Source organism: Bremerella sp. TYQ1, assembly GCF_020150455.1.
GTDB lineage: Bacteria > Planctomycetota > Planctomycetia > Pirellulales > Pirellulaceae > Bremerella > Bremerella volcania_A.
In genome coordinates, this window is the sequence record NZ_CP083740.1 from 1,760,137 (window position 1) to 1,778,000 (window position 17,864).

Here is a 17,864-nt window from a genome sequence, read left to right on the forward strand (position 1 = left end):
CACCGCCGATCCTGGAAGTTGGCAGTTTGGGAAATTTGCATGATCGCAAGTCGACTGTCCGCGCCGTGGCACTTTGTGGTGCTCTCGATAGTTGCTTTTACCTTCCTACCGACGACGACCTTCGGCCAGGATACGCCTGCTGAGGAACTTGCCACGGAAGCATCGGCAGAGCCTCAACTTGAATCAGAGGCTTCACCGCAAGAGTCTTCTGCCGAGTCCTACCCCCCGGCGGTCGATCTGAGCGACGCTGAACCATGGACTGCTTTTCAATATTTTGACAAGCCGTTCGAGTGGATGGTCGGCAAGATGGACCAAACATTGTTCTATCGCGTCTTTTCGACCGAACGGCAGTATGCCCAGATGGATGACGTGGTCTATTACGTCCGCGACCGCGGAACGGATGGCCCGTTCATGATTGCTGAGAACAGCAAAGTCCGAAAGCCAGAGAATCTTCCGGATGAAGTCGACGAACAAAAGATCGACGAATGGGCCGACCTGGGAAAGATCGAGACTTCGCCTAATCCGGATCGCGTTTATCGCCTTGGCGTGATGAACCGAACCGACGCCGAAGGTAAAGCCAAAAAACAGCCGGTCGACTACGTCAAATACATCATCAACAACTCGACGAAGTATGTTCGGATCAAAGAGGGCGACAAGTTCACCTTCCAACCGGTGACGAAACTGCGGAACTCGCTGAACGAAGATCCCGACACTTGGCTTACGCCAGAACAAATCGAACAGCGAGCCCAAGCTGGGCAACTGGAACTCGGCCGTGGCGAGCCACCCTATCTGTTCACCGAATATGTCGGTGGTGCCCCTGTCGTGGTGCTGTGGCTCTCTGGCGGGGCGATCTTCTTTACCATCTTCTTTGCGTTCGTGAACTTCTGGGGCTTCGGTCACGCAGTCAGTATCGTTCGCGGGACGTACGACAATCCGGACGAGCCTGGCGAAGTGACCCACTTTCAGGCATTGGCTTCCGCGCTGTCTGCGACAGTCGGCTTGGGGAACATTGCCGGGGTGACAATCGCCATGTCGGCAGGCGGTCCGGGGGCGTTCTTCTGGATGATACTGTGCGGTTTTTTCGGTATGACAAGCAAGTTTGTCGAGTGCACGCTCGGACAGATGTACCGCGAAGTGAAGCCTGACGGCACGATCCTTGGTGGGCCGATGCAGTACCTCACGTATGCGTTCAGCCAATTCGGCTTGAAGCCGATCGGCCAATGTCTGGCGATTGTTTTTGCGATTATGTGCATCATGGCGAGCTTCGGGGGCGGGAACATGTTCCAAGCGAACCAAGCCGCCTCGATGGTGCTGTCGGTCGTACAGAACGACGAACTCGATCAGCTTAGCCAAGTCAAACGAGAGCTAAGCGTCGCGGCAAGTGCCGGGGAACTCGAGAAAGTTCGTGAGCTCGAAAAACAAGCCACGGAACTTCAGGCCAAAGTCGACTCGTTTAAGAGCACGTTCAACCCGATTTTCGGTATCGTGCTGGCCTTCTTTGTTGGGCTGGTGATCATCGGTGGAATTAAGCGGATCGGAGCTACGGCCAGTAAAGTGGTGCCAGCGATGTGCTTGATGTACATCTTGGCCTGTCTGTGGATTATTGGGGCCCACATAACCCAGGTGCCAGACATGATCTATCAGATCTTTGTGGAGGCATTCAATCCTGAAGCAGTGCGAGGTGGGATCTTGGGCGTGATCGTGATCGGCGTTCAACGAGCCGCGTTCAGCAACGAAGCCGGCGTCGGTAGTGCCGCCATTGCCCACAGTGCCGCGAAGACGGACGAGCCGGTCCGCGAAGGTTTTGTTGCTCTGCTGGGTCCCTTCATCGATACGATCGTCGTTTGCTCGATGACGGCCTTGGTCATTTTGATCACGGGCGCCTGGGACAACCGAACGTGGATTTTGGACCAAGGCCTGGAAGGGGTGCAGCTGACCGCCGAAGCCTTCGAGGCAGAGATCTCCTGGTTCCCCTACCTGCTGATGGTGGCGGTGGTGCTGTTTGCTTTCTCGACGATCGTTTCGTGGAGCTACTACGGAGAGCGCTGCTGGGAACGTCTGTTCGGAGCACGCAGTATTTACGTCTACAAAGTGATCTTTGTGTTCGCGGTTTTCATCGGATCGATCTTCCAATTAGGAAGCGTTCTCGATTTTTCTGACTTCATGATTCTCTCGATGGCGTTCCCTAACATCTTGGGAACAGTGCTCTTAGCACCGAAGGTTAAGAAGGCCTTGGGCGAGTACTGGAAAAAATATAAGGCCGGCGAATTCAAGAAATTCAAATAGCCGGCGAATGACTTCCTGAGTGGGAGATCTGCTGCTTTCTCCCACGATTCCCCCCCGGAAAAAGGAAGTTGTCCGATGTGTTCGCGTCCGTGTCACGAATCGAACCAATGTCGCCATCAATCGAAGCCCTCCCGCTCGAATACCCTCGGAGCGTGGGGCTTTGGGATATCGCTTTTTGGCCTGCTGGTTACCTTTGGGCTTTTGTGCCCCTTGGGACTTTTGCTTAGCTTTTTCGGCTTGTTCTCGAGAAAGCCGGGCATCGCGATTGCCGGGGTAATTATCGGCGGTATCGGCACGGCGATTGTCGGCGTTGGTGTGGGTTCGATCGCGATGGCTGCCTCGGCGATGCATCACTACAGCGTCGAAGTCCCCAAGATGGAGCAGACGCGGGAAGTCCTCGATACGGCTTGCGTCGAGGTCGAATCGTTCCGCCAAGAGAACAACAAGCTGCCTGAAGGCATTGAAGGGAACAAGCTGGTCCTCAAGTACGAAGACGCTTACGGCAATGCCGTTCGGTACGAACCAGAAGAAGATGGCAAATTTGCCATTCGCAGTGCCGGGCCGGATGGCACGTTCGATACGAACGACGATCAGCGGATGCTCAATTCCGAACGAAGTCTAAATACGGATATCGCTGTCCATTCGACTCATTACCGTGGGTATCGGCACAACGGCTGGGATCACCACTGGCATCAGCATAACCACTGTCGCGGCTGGTAGTGGCACTTACGCAGGCGCAGGAACTTCGATCGGGAAGTGCTTTTCGACCACCTCGTAGAATTCCTGCGGTGTCGAAACATTCGCAACATGCTTACGGAAATGGCGTGCCCCAGGCTTGGCCTGGGCATAGCAGCAAGCGAACTTTCGCATGAGCAGCGTCCCCTTGCTTTCGCCGAAACGCTGGACGACTAAATCGTAATGATTGAGCATGCAGTCTCGCTGCTCGATTAGCGTCGGCTCAGGTGGAATCGGCTTCCCTTGAATCGCCGCCGCCGCTTGAGCGAACAGCCATGGCCGCCCTAAGCAGGCTCTGGCAATCATCACGCCATCGACATCGTAGTCACGGAATGCACGATAGACTTTCTCCGCCGAATCGAGGTCACCGTTGCCGATCAGCGGAATCTTTTTCAGATGCGATTTGATCTCGGAGATCCGCTCCCAATCCGCTTCTCCCTTGAAGTACTGCGAGGCGACGCGGCCGTGAACCGTCAGTGCCGCGGCGCCGCTCTCTTCGACGACCTGGGCGATCTCGTTGGCGTTGATCGCATCCATCGAACAGCCCAGACGAATCTTGGCGGTCACAGGGGTCGGGGCACATGCTTCGACCAATCGAGAGATGATCTGCCCCATCCGCTCTGGAACGCGTAGCAGGTAGGAGCCGCTGTGGGCTTTCTCGGTGACCTGTTTGACGGGGCAACCGAAGTTAATGTCGACGACGCTTACCTGGAACTCTTCGACCAGGCGGCTGCCGACTTTCGCCATCACATCAGGCTGGTTGTCCCAGATCTGAACGGCCAAAGGACGAGCCTCATCTTCGACACCCCACAACCGATCGGGGAATTCGGCTTCGTTCTCGTCGAGCCACTGAAAACCACGGGCATTGACCATTTCGGTCGCCAGCAGTCCGGCTCCACCATAACCGCGCACGATCTGCCGAAAGGCATAATTCGTGAAGCCAGCCATGGGAGCTTGAAGAATCGGGGGATCGATGACCATTTCACCGATTTTCAACGGTGGAACTTTCAGGTCGGTCGTTGTCGGTTCGATCCCAGTCAGGTCGAATTGGTGCGGAGTATCCATGGGCTTTATCGTTTCCACTTCGGCGAGAAACGTCAAGTGGCAAACTGGAAAGCCGCAAACGACTTAGGGAATTCGGCTAGGCTGAATCGGCGCGCTGCTGGAGCCGCTCGAAACGGCTGGATTGTTCGACCAGCTGGTGCTCGGCACGGCGGACGTCGCTGGAGGGGCGAGCGGAGTCGTCGCGGTGTTTGCCGACTGGGTCGAATCCGATACCTCGTTGACGTGCATGCCTCGTAAATACGGATTCGAGCTACCACTGGACGTGGTCGCTGAAGCAGATGAAGCTGCGGTTGAACCAGATGGAGTGGTGTTCGCGGGAGGGGTAGTTGTGCTTATTTCCTGAGTATGGCTCGCTTGAACGACGCCGCTGGTGCTGCTGGAAGAAGATTGCCCCACTTTCTGCCATCCTCCTTGGCCGTAACTAGAAGGAGCTCCAGAGGTTGGGGCCGTATTGGCAGGCGGTGTGAATTGAGCCGGCGGGTTGGTTTGCATGCCACCCTGAATCGTCGGAGCCTGATTGGCCGCTGGTCCCTGGTAATACGGAGCCGTTTGCGACTGCTGACCGTACGTCTGCGTTCCAGGCGGAGGAAGCCTCTGAGGGCCATAGACGGCAAATGGATTGACCTGCGACTGCTGATTCTGGCAGCCGGCCATCAGAAGCAAAAACAAGCTAGCGGAAACGAGGCTTCTCATAGGAAATCCTTTTCCGGACTCGGCACCCACTTCCCAGCTTCCTGCAGGGAAAACTGCCTTCCTCCCGAAATTCAATCATCGCATCAGCCCACACACTTCGGCTGACAGCGGGGGGAGGTTACCAAAGACTGCTAGCCAGCAGCAATACGAATTGCGGAAACCTGAGAGAATTCTCTCAAGTTTCCGCAGGGCATTTCCGAGCGATTAAAGCGAGTTATCGATGATCGCAGGCGTTTGAGCGACAACTACTTCGCCATCGGCATCCACAATTTTCATCGCGGCTTGATCATTCGCCGAAGGCTCGACGGGGGCTTCGACAGCCGCTTCCTCCGCTTGAACATACGGATTGATCACAACTTGCGGCTCGGGAATCGACCGCTCGACGGCATAGGAAGCGCCCGGCGAATAAGACGAGATCGGATAAGGACTCATCCCGTACGGTACCGCCACATTGTGCGAGTAGTAAACCGGCGGATGCAATGCATAGTAAGGGGGCGTCGGAATGTAACCGAGCGACCGATTCAAGGAGTATGGCCCCCATGACCAATTGTTATTGCCGTAGCCGAAGTTGTTCCCGAAACCGACCGATGAGGTACGATGGACAATGATATTGCCATCCGCCTTAGCTTCGCGAACCGAAAAACAACCTGCGGTGATCGCCGCAGCCAACAACAACAGACATACCTTGCGCATCTCAGAGCACCTTGCGTGATCATGCTGACGAACCCCTCCGTGGTAATTCAATCCTTATAACCTCACCCTAATTACGCCCCTGAGCGAACGCAAATTCATTTGCCGGTTTTGTACACGTGTCGATTTCCACCGATGATCTGACTTCGTTGATCCGAGAGGAAGCCTTGCGACTGGGCTTCTCTGCGGTGGGAATTTGCCCGGCGGTCACCCCAACGGGACTGCATCGATTTCATGAATGGCTCGACGCTGGATTTGCCGGGCAAATGCAATATCTAGAGGACCGCCGCGAAGCGTATGCCCACCCCAAGCATGTGCTCGATGGCGTGCAAAGCATTGTCATGTTGGCGCTGAATTACAAAAGCGAGTCCATTCCACCGCTGGGGCCGGGGCAGGGCAGGGTCTCCCGCTACGCATTCGGCGAACTCGATTACCACGACTGGATCCACGCACGACTCAAGCAGTTCAAAAAGTCGATCGCCCAGTGGGATGCCGAGGCGAGCGTGCGGGGCGTCGTCGATACGGCCCCACTGCTGGAACGAGAGTTCGCACAGTTGGCCGGACTAGGCTGGATCGGCAAGAACTCGATGCTGCTTAATAAGCAGCTGGGCAGCCTGTTTTTCCTGGCCGCCATCTTGATCGACCGAGAACTCGTTTACGACGATCCGCACAACGCCAGCCACTGCGGCACATGCACCGCATGTCTGGATGCCTGTCCAACTGACGCGTTCGAAGGCCCTGGCGTGCTGAACGCGACCAAGTGTATTTCGTATCTTACGATTGAACTCCGCGACGAGATTCCCGCGCAGCTACGCCCCGGGATGCAAGATTGGGTCTTTGGATGCGATGTTTGCCAGGACGTTTGCCCCTGGAATGGAAAACCACCTGTCACATCTCACGACGCATTTTTCCCGGCGTCTGATCGAGCCCCACTCCAGTTGCGATCGCTGTTCACGATGACCGATGACGACTTTCGAGCCCGCTTTCGGAAGACGCCTCTTTGGCGAACGAAACGTCGCGGCGTACTGCGGAACGCCGCGATCGCGCTTGGCAATCGTCCACACCCGGAAAATCTGGCGGCGTTATCCCAGGGATTGAACGACGAAGAATGGCTCATCCGAGGCGCAGCTGCCTGGGCGATCGGTCAACATGCCGAGCAGCAGTGTGCTCCGCTTCTTCGCGATCGGCTGGCCGTGGAAGAAAATGAACACGTGCGAGCCGAAATCGAAAACGCGCTGACTAGCCGGCCGAGCAGTTGACCTGCTTGTTGTGGATGTCGGACGAGAGATAGTTGCCAGGCTGATCGGTCGAGTAAAACTCGTCTCGAATCGCTTCCCAGTCGGCCATTTCCTTGATGCGAACGAACTTGGCACGCACCTCTTCGATCTGCGGGTGCAGGAACGAATACTTCACGCCGAACTTTCGGAAGTTGGTCATCGCTTTCGCTTCGCCGTAAAGCTCGACCACCAGGCGAAGATGTTCTTCGATGATCTCCAACTGCTCGAACGTTGTCGGAGGTGGCGGCAATGGTTCTCCTGCGGCTAAGGCTCTTGCCTGCTGAAAGATCCAAGGATTCCCGATCGCGCCACGGGCCACGGTTACGCCGTTGACCCCGGTCTCGCGCATCATGTCAAAGCAATCTTGCGCGGAGAAAAGGTCGCCGCTGCCAAGAATGGTTCGGTCGCCGACATGTCGCTTCACTTCGGCAAGGAACTCCCAGCGGCTGGGGCCAATGTATCGCTGCTCGACGGTACGTCCGTGAACCGTGATCGCATCGACACCGATCTCGAAGGCTCCATCGAGGATCTCGAAGAACTTATCTCGGCTTTCCTCGGTATCATCAATCCCACGACGCATCTTCACCGTCAGTGGCATGTCACTCGGTACAACGTCGCGTGTGCGGCGAACGATCTCTAACGCCACCTCTGGCTGACTGAGATGAAAGCCACCTCGGCAGCGCCCCAACACCTTCTTGACCGGACAGCCGAAGTTGATGTCGATGACGTCGAAGCCTGCTTCGACCAAACGCTTCGCGCCGGCAGAAAACTGCTCCGGTTCTGCCCCCATCAATTGACCGCCCACCGGATGCTCTTCGTCAGCGATGGCCAGGAAGTGGCGGTTCTTTTTGCGATCGTTCAACTCGACAAGAAACTTATCGAGCATCACTTCACAAATCGTATACGGAGCCCCCATGCGACGCGCGATCACACGCATCGACATGTCGCTGTAGCCGGAAAGGGCGGCTTGAACGAGGGGAAAATCGAGTTCTAAGTTGCCGAGACGTAAGGCCATGGGGCCGTTATTACCTTGAAAATCGAGACATTCGGAAATGATTCACCCAGGATATCAGTAAAAAGCTGCACGAAAAGTGCGAGTTTCCGCCACTCTCCACTTTTGCATCAAGAGGAGCGTGCTGACGACCGAAATTTTTCGCAACTAAGATAAAGTCCACAATATGGGTGGTCGATATATGCTCACATGGAACTGCTTTAGCCACGGCTTTCACAGTAAACGCATATATCCAACTCAAGAGCATACGTCGCTGGTTTCTGAGATCACCAGCGATGTTCAGGGGTCGATCGGTTACCTGCCCCAACCGGTCGACCCCGTTTTTTTCTTGGGACTTCTTAGTGCAGCACCGGGCAGACGTCGAACCACTGTCGGCCATGCTCGGCCATCCAGTCGTTGGATTCGGTCGGTCCCCAGAAGCCGGTTTCGTACATGTGCAGCGAAGGCGCTTCCGCTGATCGCCAGGTTTGAATGATTGGGTCGATAATGCCCCAAGCCAGTTCCACTTCGTCGCTACGCGCGAACAGGCTGGCGTCGCCTTGCAGGGCATCCAACAGCAAACGCTGGTAGGCATCCGGCATCTCGCCTTGGAATTCCTTGCAGAAGCGGAAGTCGAGCGGGGTCGTCCGCGTCATCATGCCTTCGTCAGGAACTTTGGTTTGAATCTGCAGCTGCAGGCCCTCGGCCGGCTGAATCTGCATCACCAGACGGCAGGCATCGAGATGACACTTCTGTTTGTCAAACAGCGTGTGGGGGGGTTGATTGTATTGAATGACAATCTGCGTCGTGCGGCACGACATCCCTTTACCGCTGCGCAGATAGAAAGGAACACCATTCCAGCGCCAGTTGTCGACCCACAATCGTAACGCGGCGAACGTTTCGGTCTGGCTGTTTTCTGGAACGCCTTCTTCCTGACGATAGCCAGCATACTGCCCACGAAGCGTTTCCTTGGCGATCTCTTCCGACGACATTGGACGAATGGCTTGTAGCACTTTGACTTTTTCGTCACGCACCATATCGGCATCGAAACGGACCGGCGATTCCATCGCTGTCACCATCAGCAGCTGCAGCAGATGGTTCTGGAACATGTCGCGAAGCACGCCTGCTTGATCGTAGTATCCGCCGCGACGACCGACGACAACTTCTTCAGCCACGGTGATTTGCACGTGGTCAATATAGTTACGATTCCAAAGCGGCTCGAAAATCGAGTTGGCGAATCGCATGACCAACAAGTTCTGGACGGTCTCTTTGCCCAGATAATGGTCGATACGATAGACCTGCTTTTCTGGAAAGACGCGGTTGACGTCATCGTTCAGCTGTTTGGCCGTTCCCAAGTCGTAGCCAAACGGTTTCTCCAGGACAATTCGACGATCTCCTTCGTCCTGATTTGCGAGCCCCGATTCACCCAGCTTGTCGATCGCCGAAGCGTACAACTTGGGGGCAGTTGAAAGGTAATAGACGCGTTCGGCGGCTCCCCCTTCGACTTCTTCCAGGAATGCCTTCAGCCCTTGCAGGTCTTCCAGCTTCGTCAAGTCGCCGGGGTGGTAATAGACGTTGGCCGCGAACTCGCTCCACGCTCCTTCGTCGAACTTCTTGCCGGTGAACTCTTCCGTGCTGCTTTTGAGCTCCTTGCGCCAGGCATCGTGCGAAAACTCGGTCCGCGACATGCCGACGATCCGCGTATTCTTGGGCAGCCGTCCCTTTTTCGAGAGTAAAAAGAGAGCGGGGATCAGCTTGCGACTCGTCAAGTCGCCTGAGGCACCGAAGATGACAATGGTATGAGACATGGCTTTTCCTGTTGCGAGTGCCGCAGACCGGCCATGTTATCGCACATGGACCACCGACGGCACGGTTGAGCGAGCGTCTACACTTCCCACTAGCCAAACTAACGGCAATTGGCACGATGGCCAATTACGCCCCGCGATTTTCTCGGAAGATTATTCCGGCGAATCGCTGAGCTCTAGAACCGCATCGCGGTAAAGCCACCGTCGACATAAACCGTGGCACCGGTGATGAAGCTGCCGGCGACTTGTGAGAGCAACAGTATGGATGCTCCGACAAGCTCTTCCGGTTCACCAAATCGAGCCATCGGCGTTTGGCCGATGATATTGTCGACACGTTCTTTGTCGAGAATCTTTCGATTCTGTTCGGCGGGGAAAAATCCAGGGCAAAGCACATTGAACCGGACGTTCTTGGTCGCATATTCACGAGCCAGGTTCTTCGTCAGATTCAAGACGGCTGCCTTGGATGCCGAGTAAGCAAACACGCGTGAGAGGGGGAGATGGGCGGTGACGCTACCGATGTTCAGGATGGCGCCTCCTTTTTCCTGACTGGCCATCGTCGGGGCAAAAACCTGACACGCGAGATGCGTTCCTGTCAGATTGGTGTCCATGACGCGTTGCCAGTCTTCGTCGGTGATTTCTTCGTAAGGAACCGAAGAATTCACGCCGGCGCAGTTGACCAGCATATCGACGCGGCCGAATTTTTCGATGCACTTGTCACGCATCTCGGCGAGCGAGTCGCGCGAGAGCGTATCGGCCGCAATGAACTCTGCTTTGCCTCCGGAAGAAAGAATGCGATCGGCTCGGGCCTGACCACGTTCAGGGTTCAAGCCGCTTACGATGACAGTGGCACCTGCCGAAGCAAGACCTTCTGCAATGGCACCACCCAAGACGCCGGAAGCACCAATCACGATGGCAACTTGGCCATCCATTCCAAACAGTTTCGTTAAGTAGTCAGCGGCCATCCGGCTTTCGATCTTATTCTAGAACCCCCAGACCAGAGATGGTCTGGGAGTCAGTGGCAGGTAATAGAGATCCGAAACAGGAGCGTGCGTTACGACTTTGGCTCGCGACGACGCTGAATCCATTCGGCGTGGAAGGTGCCTTCCTTGTCGGTACGCTGGAACGTGTGAGCACCGAAGTAATCGCGTTGAGCCTGAAGCAAGTTGGCCGGTAGGCGATCGTTACGGTAGCCGTCGTAGTAGGCCAAAGCCCCGGCGAAAGCTGGAGTTGGAACGCCCAGTTCGACGGCGGTCTTCACGACCGAACGCCAACCGTCTTGTCCCTTGGTAACCGCTTCGGTGAAGTATGGATCCAACAGAAGGTTTTCGAGGTTGGCATCCTTGTCGAATGCTTCCTTGATGCGATCGAGGAATTGGGCACGAATGATACAGCCACCTCGCCACAAGAGGGCACAGTCGCCGTAGTTAAGGCCCCAATCATGTTCGGCGGAAGCAGCTTGCAGCTGAACGAAACCTTGTGCGTAGCTGCACAGCTTCGACGCGTACAACGCTTCGCGAACCTGTTCGATGAACTTCGTGCGATCTTCCGAAGTCTTGCCGCTTGGACCGGTAAGCACTTTGCTGGCACGAACGCGAGCTTCCTTGGCAGCCGACAAGCCACGGGCATAAACGGCCGTGGTGACCAGCGTGCTCGGCACGCCGAGATCCAATGCCAACTGGCTCATCCATTTACCGGTACCCTTGGCACCAGCAACGTCGAGGATCTTGTCGACGAGGTAGCCTTCGCCGTCGTCATCTTTCACGCTGAAGATGTCGCGGGTGATTTCGATCAAGTAGCTTTGCAGGTCACCGCTGTTCCATTGATCGAAGACGTCGTAAAGTTCGTCGTTGGTCAGCCCCAGGCCATGTTTCAGCAGGAAGTAGGCTTCGCAGATCAGCTGCATGTCGCCATATTCGATGCCGTTATGGACCATCTTGACGTAGTGACCGGCACCGCGAGGACCAACCCATTCGCAGCAAGGAATGTCGTTGTTCGGTCCAACTTTGGCGGAGATGGCCTGGAAGATTTCCTTGATGTGCGGCCAAGCGGCTTCGCTACCACCAGGCATCAAGCTTGGGCCCTTCAACGCGCCTTCTTCACCACCGGAAACACCGGAACCGACGAACAGCAGCCCCTTTTCTTCGACGTACTTGGTACGACGTTCGGTGTCGGCATAGTGGGTGTTACCACCGTCGATGATGATGTCGCCTGGCTCCATGAGCGGAAGCAGTTCTTCGATCACCGCGTCGACCGCTGGGCCTGCTTTGATGAGCAGCATGATCTTGCGCGGACGCTTGAGCGAAGCGACCATCGTCTTCAGGTCGTGGCAACCCACAAACTGCTTACCGGCAGCACGTCCTTGAATGAATTCATCCGTTTTCTCGGTGGTTCGATTGTAGACGGCAACCTTGTAGCCGCGGCTTTCGACGTTCAGGGCCAAGTTCTCACCCATCACGGCGAGACCAATCAAACCAAAATCGCAGGAAGCATCGGACATGATGTTTCTTTCCTCTGAGAATTAACGGGTCAGTGTTTCTTGTTACTTCTGATCCCCTCGCCCCTCAGGGAAGAGGGTTAGGGTGAGGGGCGAACGGGGTGCCTGCTTCCTCAACCCTCACCCTGGCTCTATCCCTTGGAAAGGGAAAGGAAACAGGATTCGTGAAGTTGCCACAGGTACCCGCTGTTGTGTTTTCTTAGTCGACCACTGGCCAGCTTGGCTTTTCTGGCAAGTAGCGATCGAATTCTTCGAGCAGCATTTTCTGGTAATCGCCAGCGAATTCGAGCTTCAGGAACTTGTCGATTCCTTCATCGTAGAATCGCTTCCAGCTGTTTTCTTCGTCGCCAGGATTGATTGGGTAGAACAAGCAATCGTTCGCCACGGCTGCCTTATAATCGCCGGGGGCGTCGCCAATCATCAGCGTTTGATTTGGCTTGTACTTGCTGGCGTTGGTCAGCGTTTCCTTCTTGTTGCCAGCTTCCTGACCGCAAATTTCCGCGACGTACTGACGAAGGTCATGTTCGGTCCATTCGTCGTTCAATGCGTCATTCGGCGTTGCGGAAACGACCAGCATGTCTGCTTTGCCGCTCAGCTTTTCCAAACATTTGCGAACCGAAGGGAAGGGGGCCACGCCACGAACCATGCCAGCGACCGTTTCGTTGACGGCTTTGGACCACTTCAAGCAATGGGCCAAGTCAGGATCGTTCGACTCAGCGACTTTGGCTTCGAGAGCTGGATTGCCAAGCTTGGTCTCTTCTTTGATCCATGTTTGCAGCGACTGAGGAATGTTGATCTTCGCGCCACGTTCGATCACTTCCGGACGCTTTTGCAACCATTCCAATGCTTCCACCAAAGCAGGAAAACGGTTGATGCCGCGGCTCTTGGAGTAGAGATTCACGAACTCGGCGGCTTCGCGAGCATACTTGCTGACGCCTTGCAGTTCGTAGTAGTTGATAATGTTGGGAATGAAGCATTCCTTGTGCTTCAGTTCCATCGTATCGAAGACGCAACCATCCGAGTCGATGCCTACAAGGAATTCGTTCTTCGGTTCAATCTGATAAACCATGATCGCTGGTTCTCGCTATGGGAATTTGATGGATGGTGTGAACGAAACGGATGCGTCAGACTACTTCGGAGCTTCTTGACGGTCGGCCTGAGGCACGTAGGCGGCCAGCTTTTGATCGGCAAACATCGGCTGCAGGCGAGTCATGCGTTGGCGACCATCGATCATCGGCAGGCTGACCATGCCTTCGCCCAAGAGTGGCTTGGCATACTTCACGAACTCGTCGGTCACATCGTAACCGTTGGCATCGATCCACTCTTTAGGGAACGTTCGTTCGCTGTTGGCGACTTCCGCCAAAGGTGCTTTGTCGTAGCGAACGCTGTAGACATCTCCTTCGTTTCGAAGGATCGTCGACATGTAGCCAGACTGCCCCGTCGAGGCCAAAACAGCGGCCATTTCGCCGGCGTGGTAAGCTTCGTCCAAGTCGACCGACGAGGCGTAAGCCATCGCATGACGCTGGTCGGTTCCGCTCACATTGCACCGAGCCGCCCCCTTAACAGCCAAGCCGTTATCGTTGAGGTAGTTCGTCACAATCTGAGCGACGGTGATATTACTCGCACTGAAGCTAGTGTGCCCGAACGAATCCTTTCGGGCACCAATGTCACCGACGTCAAAGCCTTCGCTGAGCACAACGATACAGCGGCCGTCTTGCTTCAGTTGCTTGTTGACGTTTTCGTGCAGTTGCTCGAGCGTACAAGGGGATTCGGCCATGTAGATCTGCAGCGGCATTTCTCGCTTCGGATCGGCCAAACGAGCCGCGGCAGGAATGTAACCGATCTTGCGGCCCATCGCTTGCATCACCAACACAGGGTCGGCTGGGCAGCTACCGCGGTTTTCTTCGTTGGCATACTGGATCATGTGCATCCAGTACTTGGCAGTCGAAGCGTAACCTGGGGTATGGTCGATCAGCTTGAACTCGCTGTCGCCGACGTCGTTGTCGATGGTCTTGGGGCCACCGATTCCGACCATATCGAGGCCGCGTTCCTGGGCCAGCTTGGCGATCTTGTTGGCGGTGTCCATCGAGTCGTTGCCGCCGATGTAGACGAAGTAGCCGATATTGTGGGCTTTGAATACCTCGATGCAGCGATCGAAGTCTTCGTTCTGCCAGTCTTTCAGCTTGTAGCGGCAAGTACCAATCGAACCTGCAGCAGGCGTGTAACGCAGCAGCGAGATTTCTTCGGCTGGCTGATCGGTCAGATTAATCAGTTCTTCCTTCAGCACCCCTTCGATACCGTGATGGGCACCGTAGACCGTTCCGATGTTGTCGGTCTGCAAAGCAGCTTCCACCAAGCCGCGAAGCGTGTTGTTAATGACCGGGCTTGGACCACCACTTTGGGCAACAATCAGGTTCTTCTTGGTGCTCATGCTTTCCACCGATACCAGCTTGGGGACCGTAGTGCCTTCTTACTTCCAGATCGCGAAGGCAAGATAGGGTAAGCCGCGAATTTTACTAGACATAGCGTCCACCGGCAATGAGGTGCCAGCACGTGTTGACTACCCGGGCGACTCACTCGAATGTGGCATTTCAGGGCCTAGACTGCGAGAAAAGAACAACGAGCCAAGCAGTATAAGAAGCGTTAATGGAACGCCCCCGTAAAGGGCTATCTGCCCTACAAGCGGACCTACGGGAGATTCCATAGCCATCAGAACGAGATAGGTCGTATAAACAACGTACCATGCCAAAAACAGAACACCTTCCCAGCGATCGATACGACTGCCGGTGAAAAAGATCGGCAAGCAGATCAGGCTTGCCCCAATCATCGCCGGCATCTCTTGCCATATCGCAGATGGAGCTACGGGAACTCCGCCAGGAACAATCACCGCGGTGAGCCCCAGCACGCACATCAAGTTAAACAGATTGCTGCCGACCACGTTGCCAACAGCAATGTCGCGTTCTCCTTTGATCGATGCCATCACGGAAGCGACCACTTCTGGAAGCGATGTGCCAGCGGCAACGATTGTTAGACCAATGAGTAGCTCGCTCATGCCAAGCTGTCGGGCAATCATCACCGCTCCGTCGACGAGCCATTTCGATCCAAACGCCAGGGCGATCAACCCCAGCACAATCCATCCGACTTGAAGTGCAGTGCCCCAATTGGAATGAGGCGGTTGCGGAGTGGCTTCGGCGTATTCGGCTTGAACCGCTTTCGACTCCTTACGGCTTTGCCAAACCGACCAGGCAACGTAACCGGCAAGCCCTAGAAAAAGAACGATACCCTCGGCCTGACTGATTGTGCCGTTGTAGGCTAAGCCCCATGTGAGCACCGAAACAACCATGAGCAGCGGCAGTTCCAATCGAATCAACTGACTGTTGACGACCAAGGGAGAGACCAGCGCGGAAACACCCAGAATAAATAGCACATTGAAGATGTTACTGCCGATCACATTCCCGACGGCAATATCTGCTTCGCCAGCCCAACCAGCCTTCAGCGACACGGCAAGCTCCGGGGCACTTGTGCCGAATGCAACGACGGTTAAGCCGATTACCAGGGGAGAAATGCCGATCAACGCGGCAAGCGCTGATGCACCACGAACGAGAAGTTCGCCACCGAGAACCAAAGCAACCAGGCCAACTAAAATCAGACCAGCCGCAACAAGCATAAGGCTCTTTCTATGTAAGAAGCAGAAGGAGCCGTTCATTATGCGAAGTCTCCCAGGCCGTCGAATAGTAGGCATTCGACGGCTTGCGGAGAAACGCAGCAATCTACCGATTTGTCGTTAGACGCTAGTCGACAGGAGAGTCGTTCAAGTCGACCAACGCACTGAAGTACATAACAAACTTGCCGCTGCGACGGTCTGGTTTGTCAATCATTTGAATCGCGGCATTTAACAGGTCACGACGACTGACCTGACCGATCAATTTTGTCCCGTCCAATACCGGCAATCGTCGGTACGGCGTCGACAAAAAGATCTGAGCGCAGCTAAGCCAGTCGGTATCGACCGTAATCAGCCGAGCGATGTCCGTGTTCATAAACGCTCCGACTCGATTCGAGGGGAGCTGGGAATAGGCAGCGTCCAGCAGGAAACGCATCGAAGTCTTTTCCGAAAAGATCCCCAAGAAGTTTCCTTCACTGTCCACCACCGGTGCCCCGGAAATTCGGTAGTGCAGCAATTTTCGTACGGCTGCCAAGGCATCCTCATCCGGGCTGAGGGTTACCAATTTGGTAGCCATAAAGTCACGCGCCGTAAGCGTCGGTGCGGTAGGCGCAGTCGTAGAAGTAGGGATCGACATGCAAAATCCTCCTGCGAGTAGTGGAGTTAAAACCACGCAGTTTTTGTGAGACGAGAACCTTATTTTACCGGACAGAAATGCAAGATTTCCATCTTTTTTTCTTTCGCACGACAAAAACGCGCTAATCGATAGGATGCAACTGCCATGCCTTTTGTAGAAATGTCTCGTGACATGTCGTTCAGATTGACGAAAACTAAAGAGCACGATACTCTGAAAATAGGGAGTTTTCTGGAGGAAAACGCCCATTTCAGACCTTAATTCGGAGAGTTTTCGATGTTTCGCCCCGGCGATGTGGTCGTTTATACGAAGACCAAACACACGACGAGCCCTGGACCTCGGGCTCACGACATCGAACCGGAATCTCGGGGGGAATACTACACCTACGCAGTAGACAAATACTGGATTGTCGAGCAAGTCGATTCAGACAGCATCACTTGCCGTACCCGACGAGGAAAGAGCCACCAGATTGCTCTCGACGATCCTCGATTGCGTGCCGCCAATTGGTGGGAAAAGCTATTCATGCGAAACCGTTTCCCCACGCCAGCCTAAACGCCAGCGATTCCCAGTCAGATACCATAAAAAAACGCCGCGTGAATTCACGCGGCGTTTTTTCGTTGTTTGATTGGAAGGATCGAACGACTATTTGCCTTCGATCTGGTCCTGCATCTTCTTGTATTCGGTCGCCATGCGGCCAGGGCTGCCCATGATGTTGTAGCCAGCGTCGACATGCATAATCTCGCCGGTGATTCCGCCGGCCAGGTTCGAGAGCAGGAAAGCTCCGGCGTTCGAGACTTCTTCCATCGTGATGTTGCGGTTCAGTGGCGAAACGGCCGCATAAAGATCCAACATTTCCTTGGCTCCCACCGCACTGCTGGCCAACGTCTTCAACGGGCCGGCGCTGATGGCATTCACGCGGACGTTGTACTCGCCCATGTCGAACGAAAGGTACTTCACAATGCTGTCCAAAGCAGCTTTGCAAACACCCATCATGTTGTAGCCAGGAACCGCTTTTTCACCGCCGAAGTAGGTCATCGCACAAACCGACGCCCCCTCGTTAAGAATCGGTCGGGCCGCATTGGTCAGCGCGATCAGGCTGTAGGCACTGATGTCCATGGCCATCTTGAAGCCTTCGCGGCTGCACTCAACGGTTGGAACACGCAGATCGTCCAGCGATGCAAACGCGACCGAGTGCAACAAAAAGTCGATCTTGCCCAGCTCGCTTTCGGTGGTTTTGATCACTTCCGCGATGTTTTCGTCCGACTGAACGTCGAGCGGAACGAGGAACTTGGCTTGTTCATAGTTATCGGTCAACTGCGAAACACGGCGACGATTCTTCTTTCGTGCGTCATCTTCGCGGTCTGGCAGGTGGGTGAAACCACACTCGCCACCTTCTTCCATGATCTTCTGGGCAATGCCCCAGGCAATCGAATTTCCGTTCGCTACGCCAACGATCAGGCCTTTTTTACCGGTGAATAGTCCCATCGTTCTCTACCCTGGGGAAACATGTCTTCGCGGAATTGATGAATGTCA

General features: G+C 55.1%; 16 protein-coding genes. 4 read left to right on the forward strand and 12 right to left on the reverse strand.

Annotated elements, in window-relative coordinates; all coding sequences use genetic code 11:
* Nucleotides 1–39 precede the first annotated feature (39 nt).
* Both LA756_RS06540 and LA756_RS06545 read left to right on the forward strand, forming a co-directional pair.
* Entirely contained in the window at nucleotides 40–2,286 is a 2,247-nt protein-coding gene (locus LA756_RS06540) for a sodium:alanine symporter family protein (RefSeq protein ID WP_224439070.1), read from the forward strand.
* A gap of 75 nt (nucleotides 2,287–2,361) precedes the next feature.
* Entirely contained in the window at nucleotides 2,362–3,006 is a 645-nt protein-coding gene (locus LA756_RS06545) for a type II secretion system protein GspG (protein ID WP_224439071.1), read from the forward strand.
* A 6-nt stretch (nucleotides 3,007–3,012) separates the two neighbouring features.
* Here LA756_RS06545 and dusB read toward each other — a convergent pair whose 3' ends face one another.
* The 3 genes from dusB to LA756_RS06560 all read right to left on the reverse strand — a co-directional run bounded on the left by dusB (nucleotide 3,013) and on the right by LA756_RS06560 (nucleotide 5,472).
* The gene (gene dusB, locus LA756_RS06550) at nucleotides 3,013–4,002 is read right to left on the reverse strand and encodes a tRNA dihydrouridine synthase DusB (protein WP_224440363.1); all 990 of its coding nucleotides are present in this window, start codon (nucleotides 4,000–4,002) and stop codon (nucleotides 3,013–3,015) included.
* A 147-nt stretch (nucleotides 4,003–4,149) separates the two neighbouring features.
* The gene (locus LA756_RS06555; protein WP_224439072.1) at nucleotides 4,150–4,779 is read right to left on the reverse strand and encodes a hypothetical protein; all 630 of its coding nucleotides are present in this window, start codon (nucleotides 4,777–4,779) and stop codon (nucleotides 4,150–4,152) included.
* 204 nt (nucleotides 4,780–4,983) lie between these two features.
* Nucleotides 4,984–5,472 (reverse strand): hypothetical protein, encoded by a 489-nt coding sequence (locus LA756_RS06560; protein WP_224439073.1) that lies wholly within the window; start codon nucleotides 5,470–5,472, stop codon nucleotides 4,984–4,986.
* 116 nt (nucleotides 5,473–5,588) lie between these two features.
* Here LA756_RS06560 and queG point away from each other — a divergent pair, with 116 nt between their 5' ends.
* Nucleotides 5,589–6,728: a tRNA epoxyqueuosine(34) reductase QueG gene (gene queG, locus LA756_RS06565; protein ID WP_224439074.1), complete on the forward strand. Its 1,140-nt coding sequence runs from the start codon at nucleotides 5,589–5,591 to the stop codon at nucleotides 6,726–6,728.
* On the opposite strand, the gene LA756_RS06570 is transcribed toward queG, so the two are convergent.
* The 8 genes from LA756_RS06570 to LA756_RS06605 all read right to left on the reverse strand — a co-directional run bounded on the left by LA756_RS06570 (nucleotide 6,709) and on the right by LA756_RS06605 (nucleotide 16,334).
* The gene (locus LA756_RS06570) at nucleotides 6,709–7,761 is read right to left on the reverse strand and encodes a tRNA-dihydrouridine synthase (RefSeq protein ID WP_224439075.1); all 1,053 of its coding nucleotides are present in this window, start codon (nucleotides 7,759–7,761) and stop codon (nucleotides 6,709–6,711) included. The genes queG and LA756_RS06570 overlap by 20 nt on opposite strands.
* A gap of 335 nt (nucleotides 7,762–8,096) precedes the next feature.
* Nucleotides 8,097–9,545: a glucose-6-phosphate dehydrogenase gene (zwf, locus tag LA756_RS06575; protein WP_224439076.1), complete on the reverse strand. Its 1,449-nt coding sequence runs from the start codon at nucleotides 9,543–9,545 to the stop codon at nucleotides 8,097–8,099.
* Between the two features lie 173 nt (nucleotides 9,546–9,718).
* Nucleotides 9,719–10,504, reverse strand: a complete 786-nt coding sequence (locus LA756_RS06580) for an SDR family oxidoreductase (protein ID WP_224439077.1) — start codon at nucleotides 10,502–10,504, stop codon at nucleotides 9,719–9,721.
* Nucleotides 10,505–10,593: 89 nt separating this feature from the next.
* The gene (gene gnd, locus LA756_RS06585) at nucleotides 10,594–12,039 is read right to left on the reverse strand and encodes a decarboxylating NADP(+)-dependent phosphogluconate dehydrogenase (protein ID WP_224439078.1); all 1,446 of its coding nucleotides are present in this window, start codon (nucleotides 12,037–12,039) and stop codon (nucleotides 10,594–10,596) included.
* 196 nt (nucleotides 12,040–12,235) lie between these two features.
* The gene (locus LA756_RS06590) at nucleotides 12,236–13,105 is read right to left on the reverse strand and encodes an HAD family hydrolase (protein WP_224439079.1); all 870 of its coding nucleotides are present in this window, start codon (nucleotides 13,103–13,105) and stop codon (nucleotides 12,236–12,238) included.
* A gap of 60 nt (nucleotides 13,106–13,165) precedes the next feature.
* Nucleotides 13,166–14,467, reverse strand: a complete 1,302-nt coding sequence (locus LA756_RS06595; protein WP_224439080.1) for a diphosphate--fructose-6-phosphate 1-phosphotransferase — start codon at nucleotides 14,465–14,467, stop codon at nucleotides 13,166–13,168.
* 129 nt (nucleotides 14,468–14,596) lie between these two features.
* Nucleotides 14,597–15,703: a calcium/sodium antiporter gene (locus LA756_RS06600; RefSeq protein WP_224439081.1), complete on the reverse strand. Its 1,107-nt coding sequence runs from the start codon at nucleotides 15,701–15,703 to the stop codon at nucleotides 14,597–14,599.
* A 124-nt stretch (nucleotides 15,704–15,827) separates the two neighbouring features.
* Entirely contained in the window at nucleotides 15,828–16,334 is a 507-nt protein-coding gene (locus LA756_RS06605; protein ID WP_224439082.1) for a CBS domain-containing protein, read from the reverse strand.
* A 273-nt stretch (nucleotides 16,335–16,607) separates the two neighbouring features.
* Between LA756_RS06605 and LA756_RS06610 the strand changes: the two genes are divergently transcribed.
* Nucleotides 16,608–16,883, forward strand: a complete 276-nt coding sequence (locus LA756_RS06610; protein ID WP_224439083.1) for a hypothetical protein — start codon at nucleotides 16,608–16,610, stop codon at nucleotides 16,881–16,883.
* A gap of 90 nt (nucleotides 16,884–16,973) precedes the next feature.
* Here LA756_RS06610 and LA756_RS06615 read toward each other — a convergent pair whose 3' ends face one another.
* A complete protein-coding gene (locus LA756_RS06615) occupies nucleotides 16,974–17,816 on the reverse strand; it encodes an enoyl-ACP reductase (RefSeq protein ID WP_224439084.1) in 843 nt (280 codons plus the stop codon).
* Between the last annotated feature and the right edge of the window lie 48 nt (nucleotides 17,817–17,864).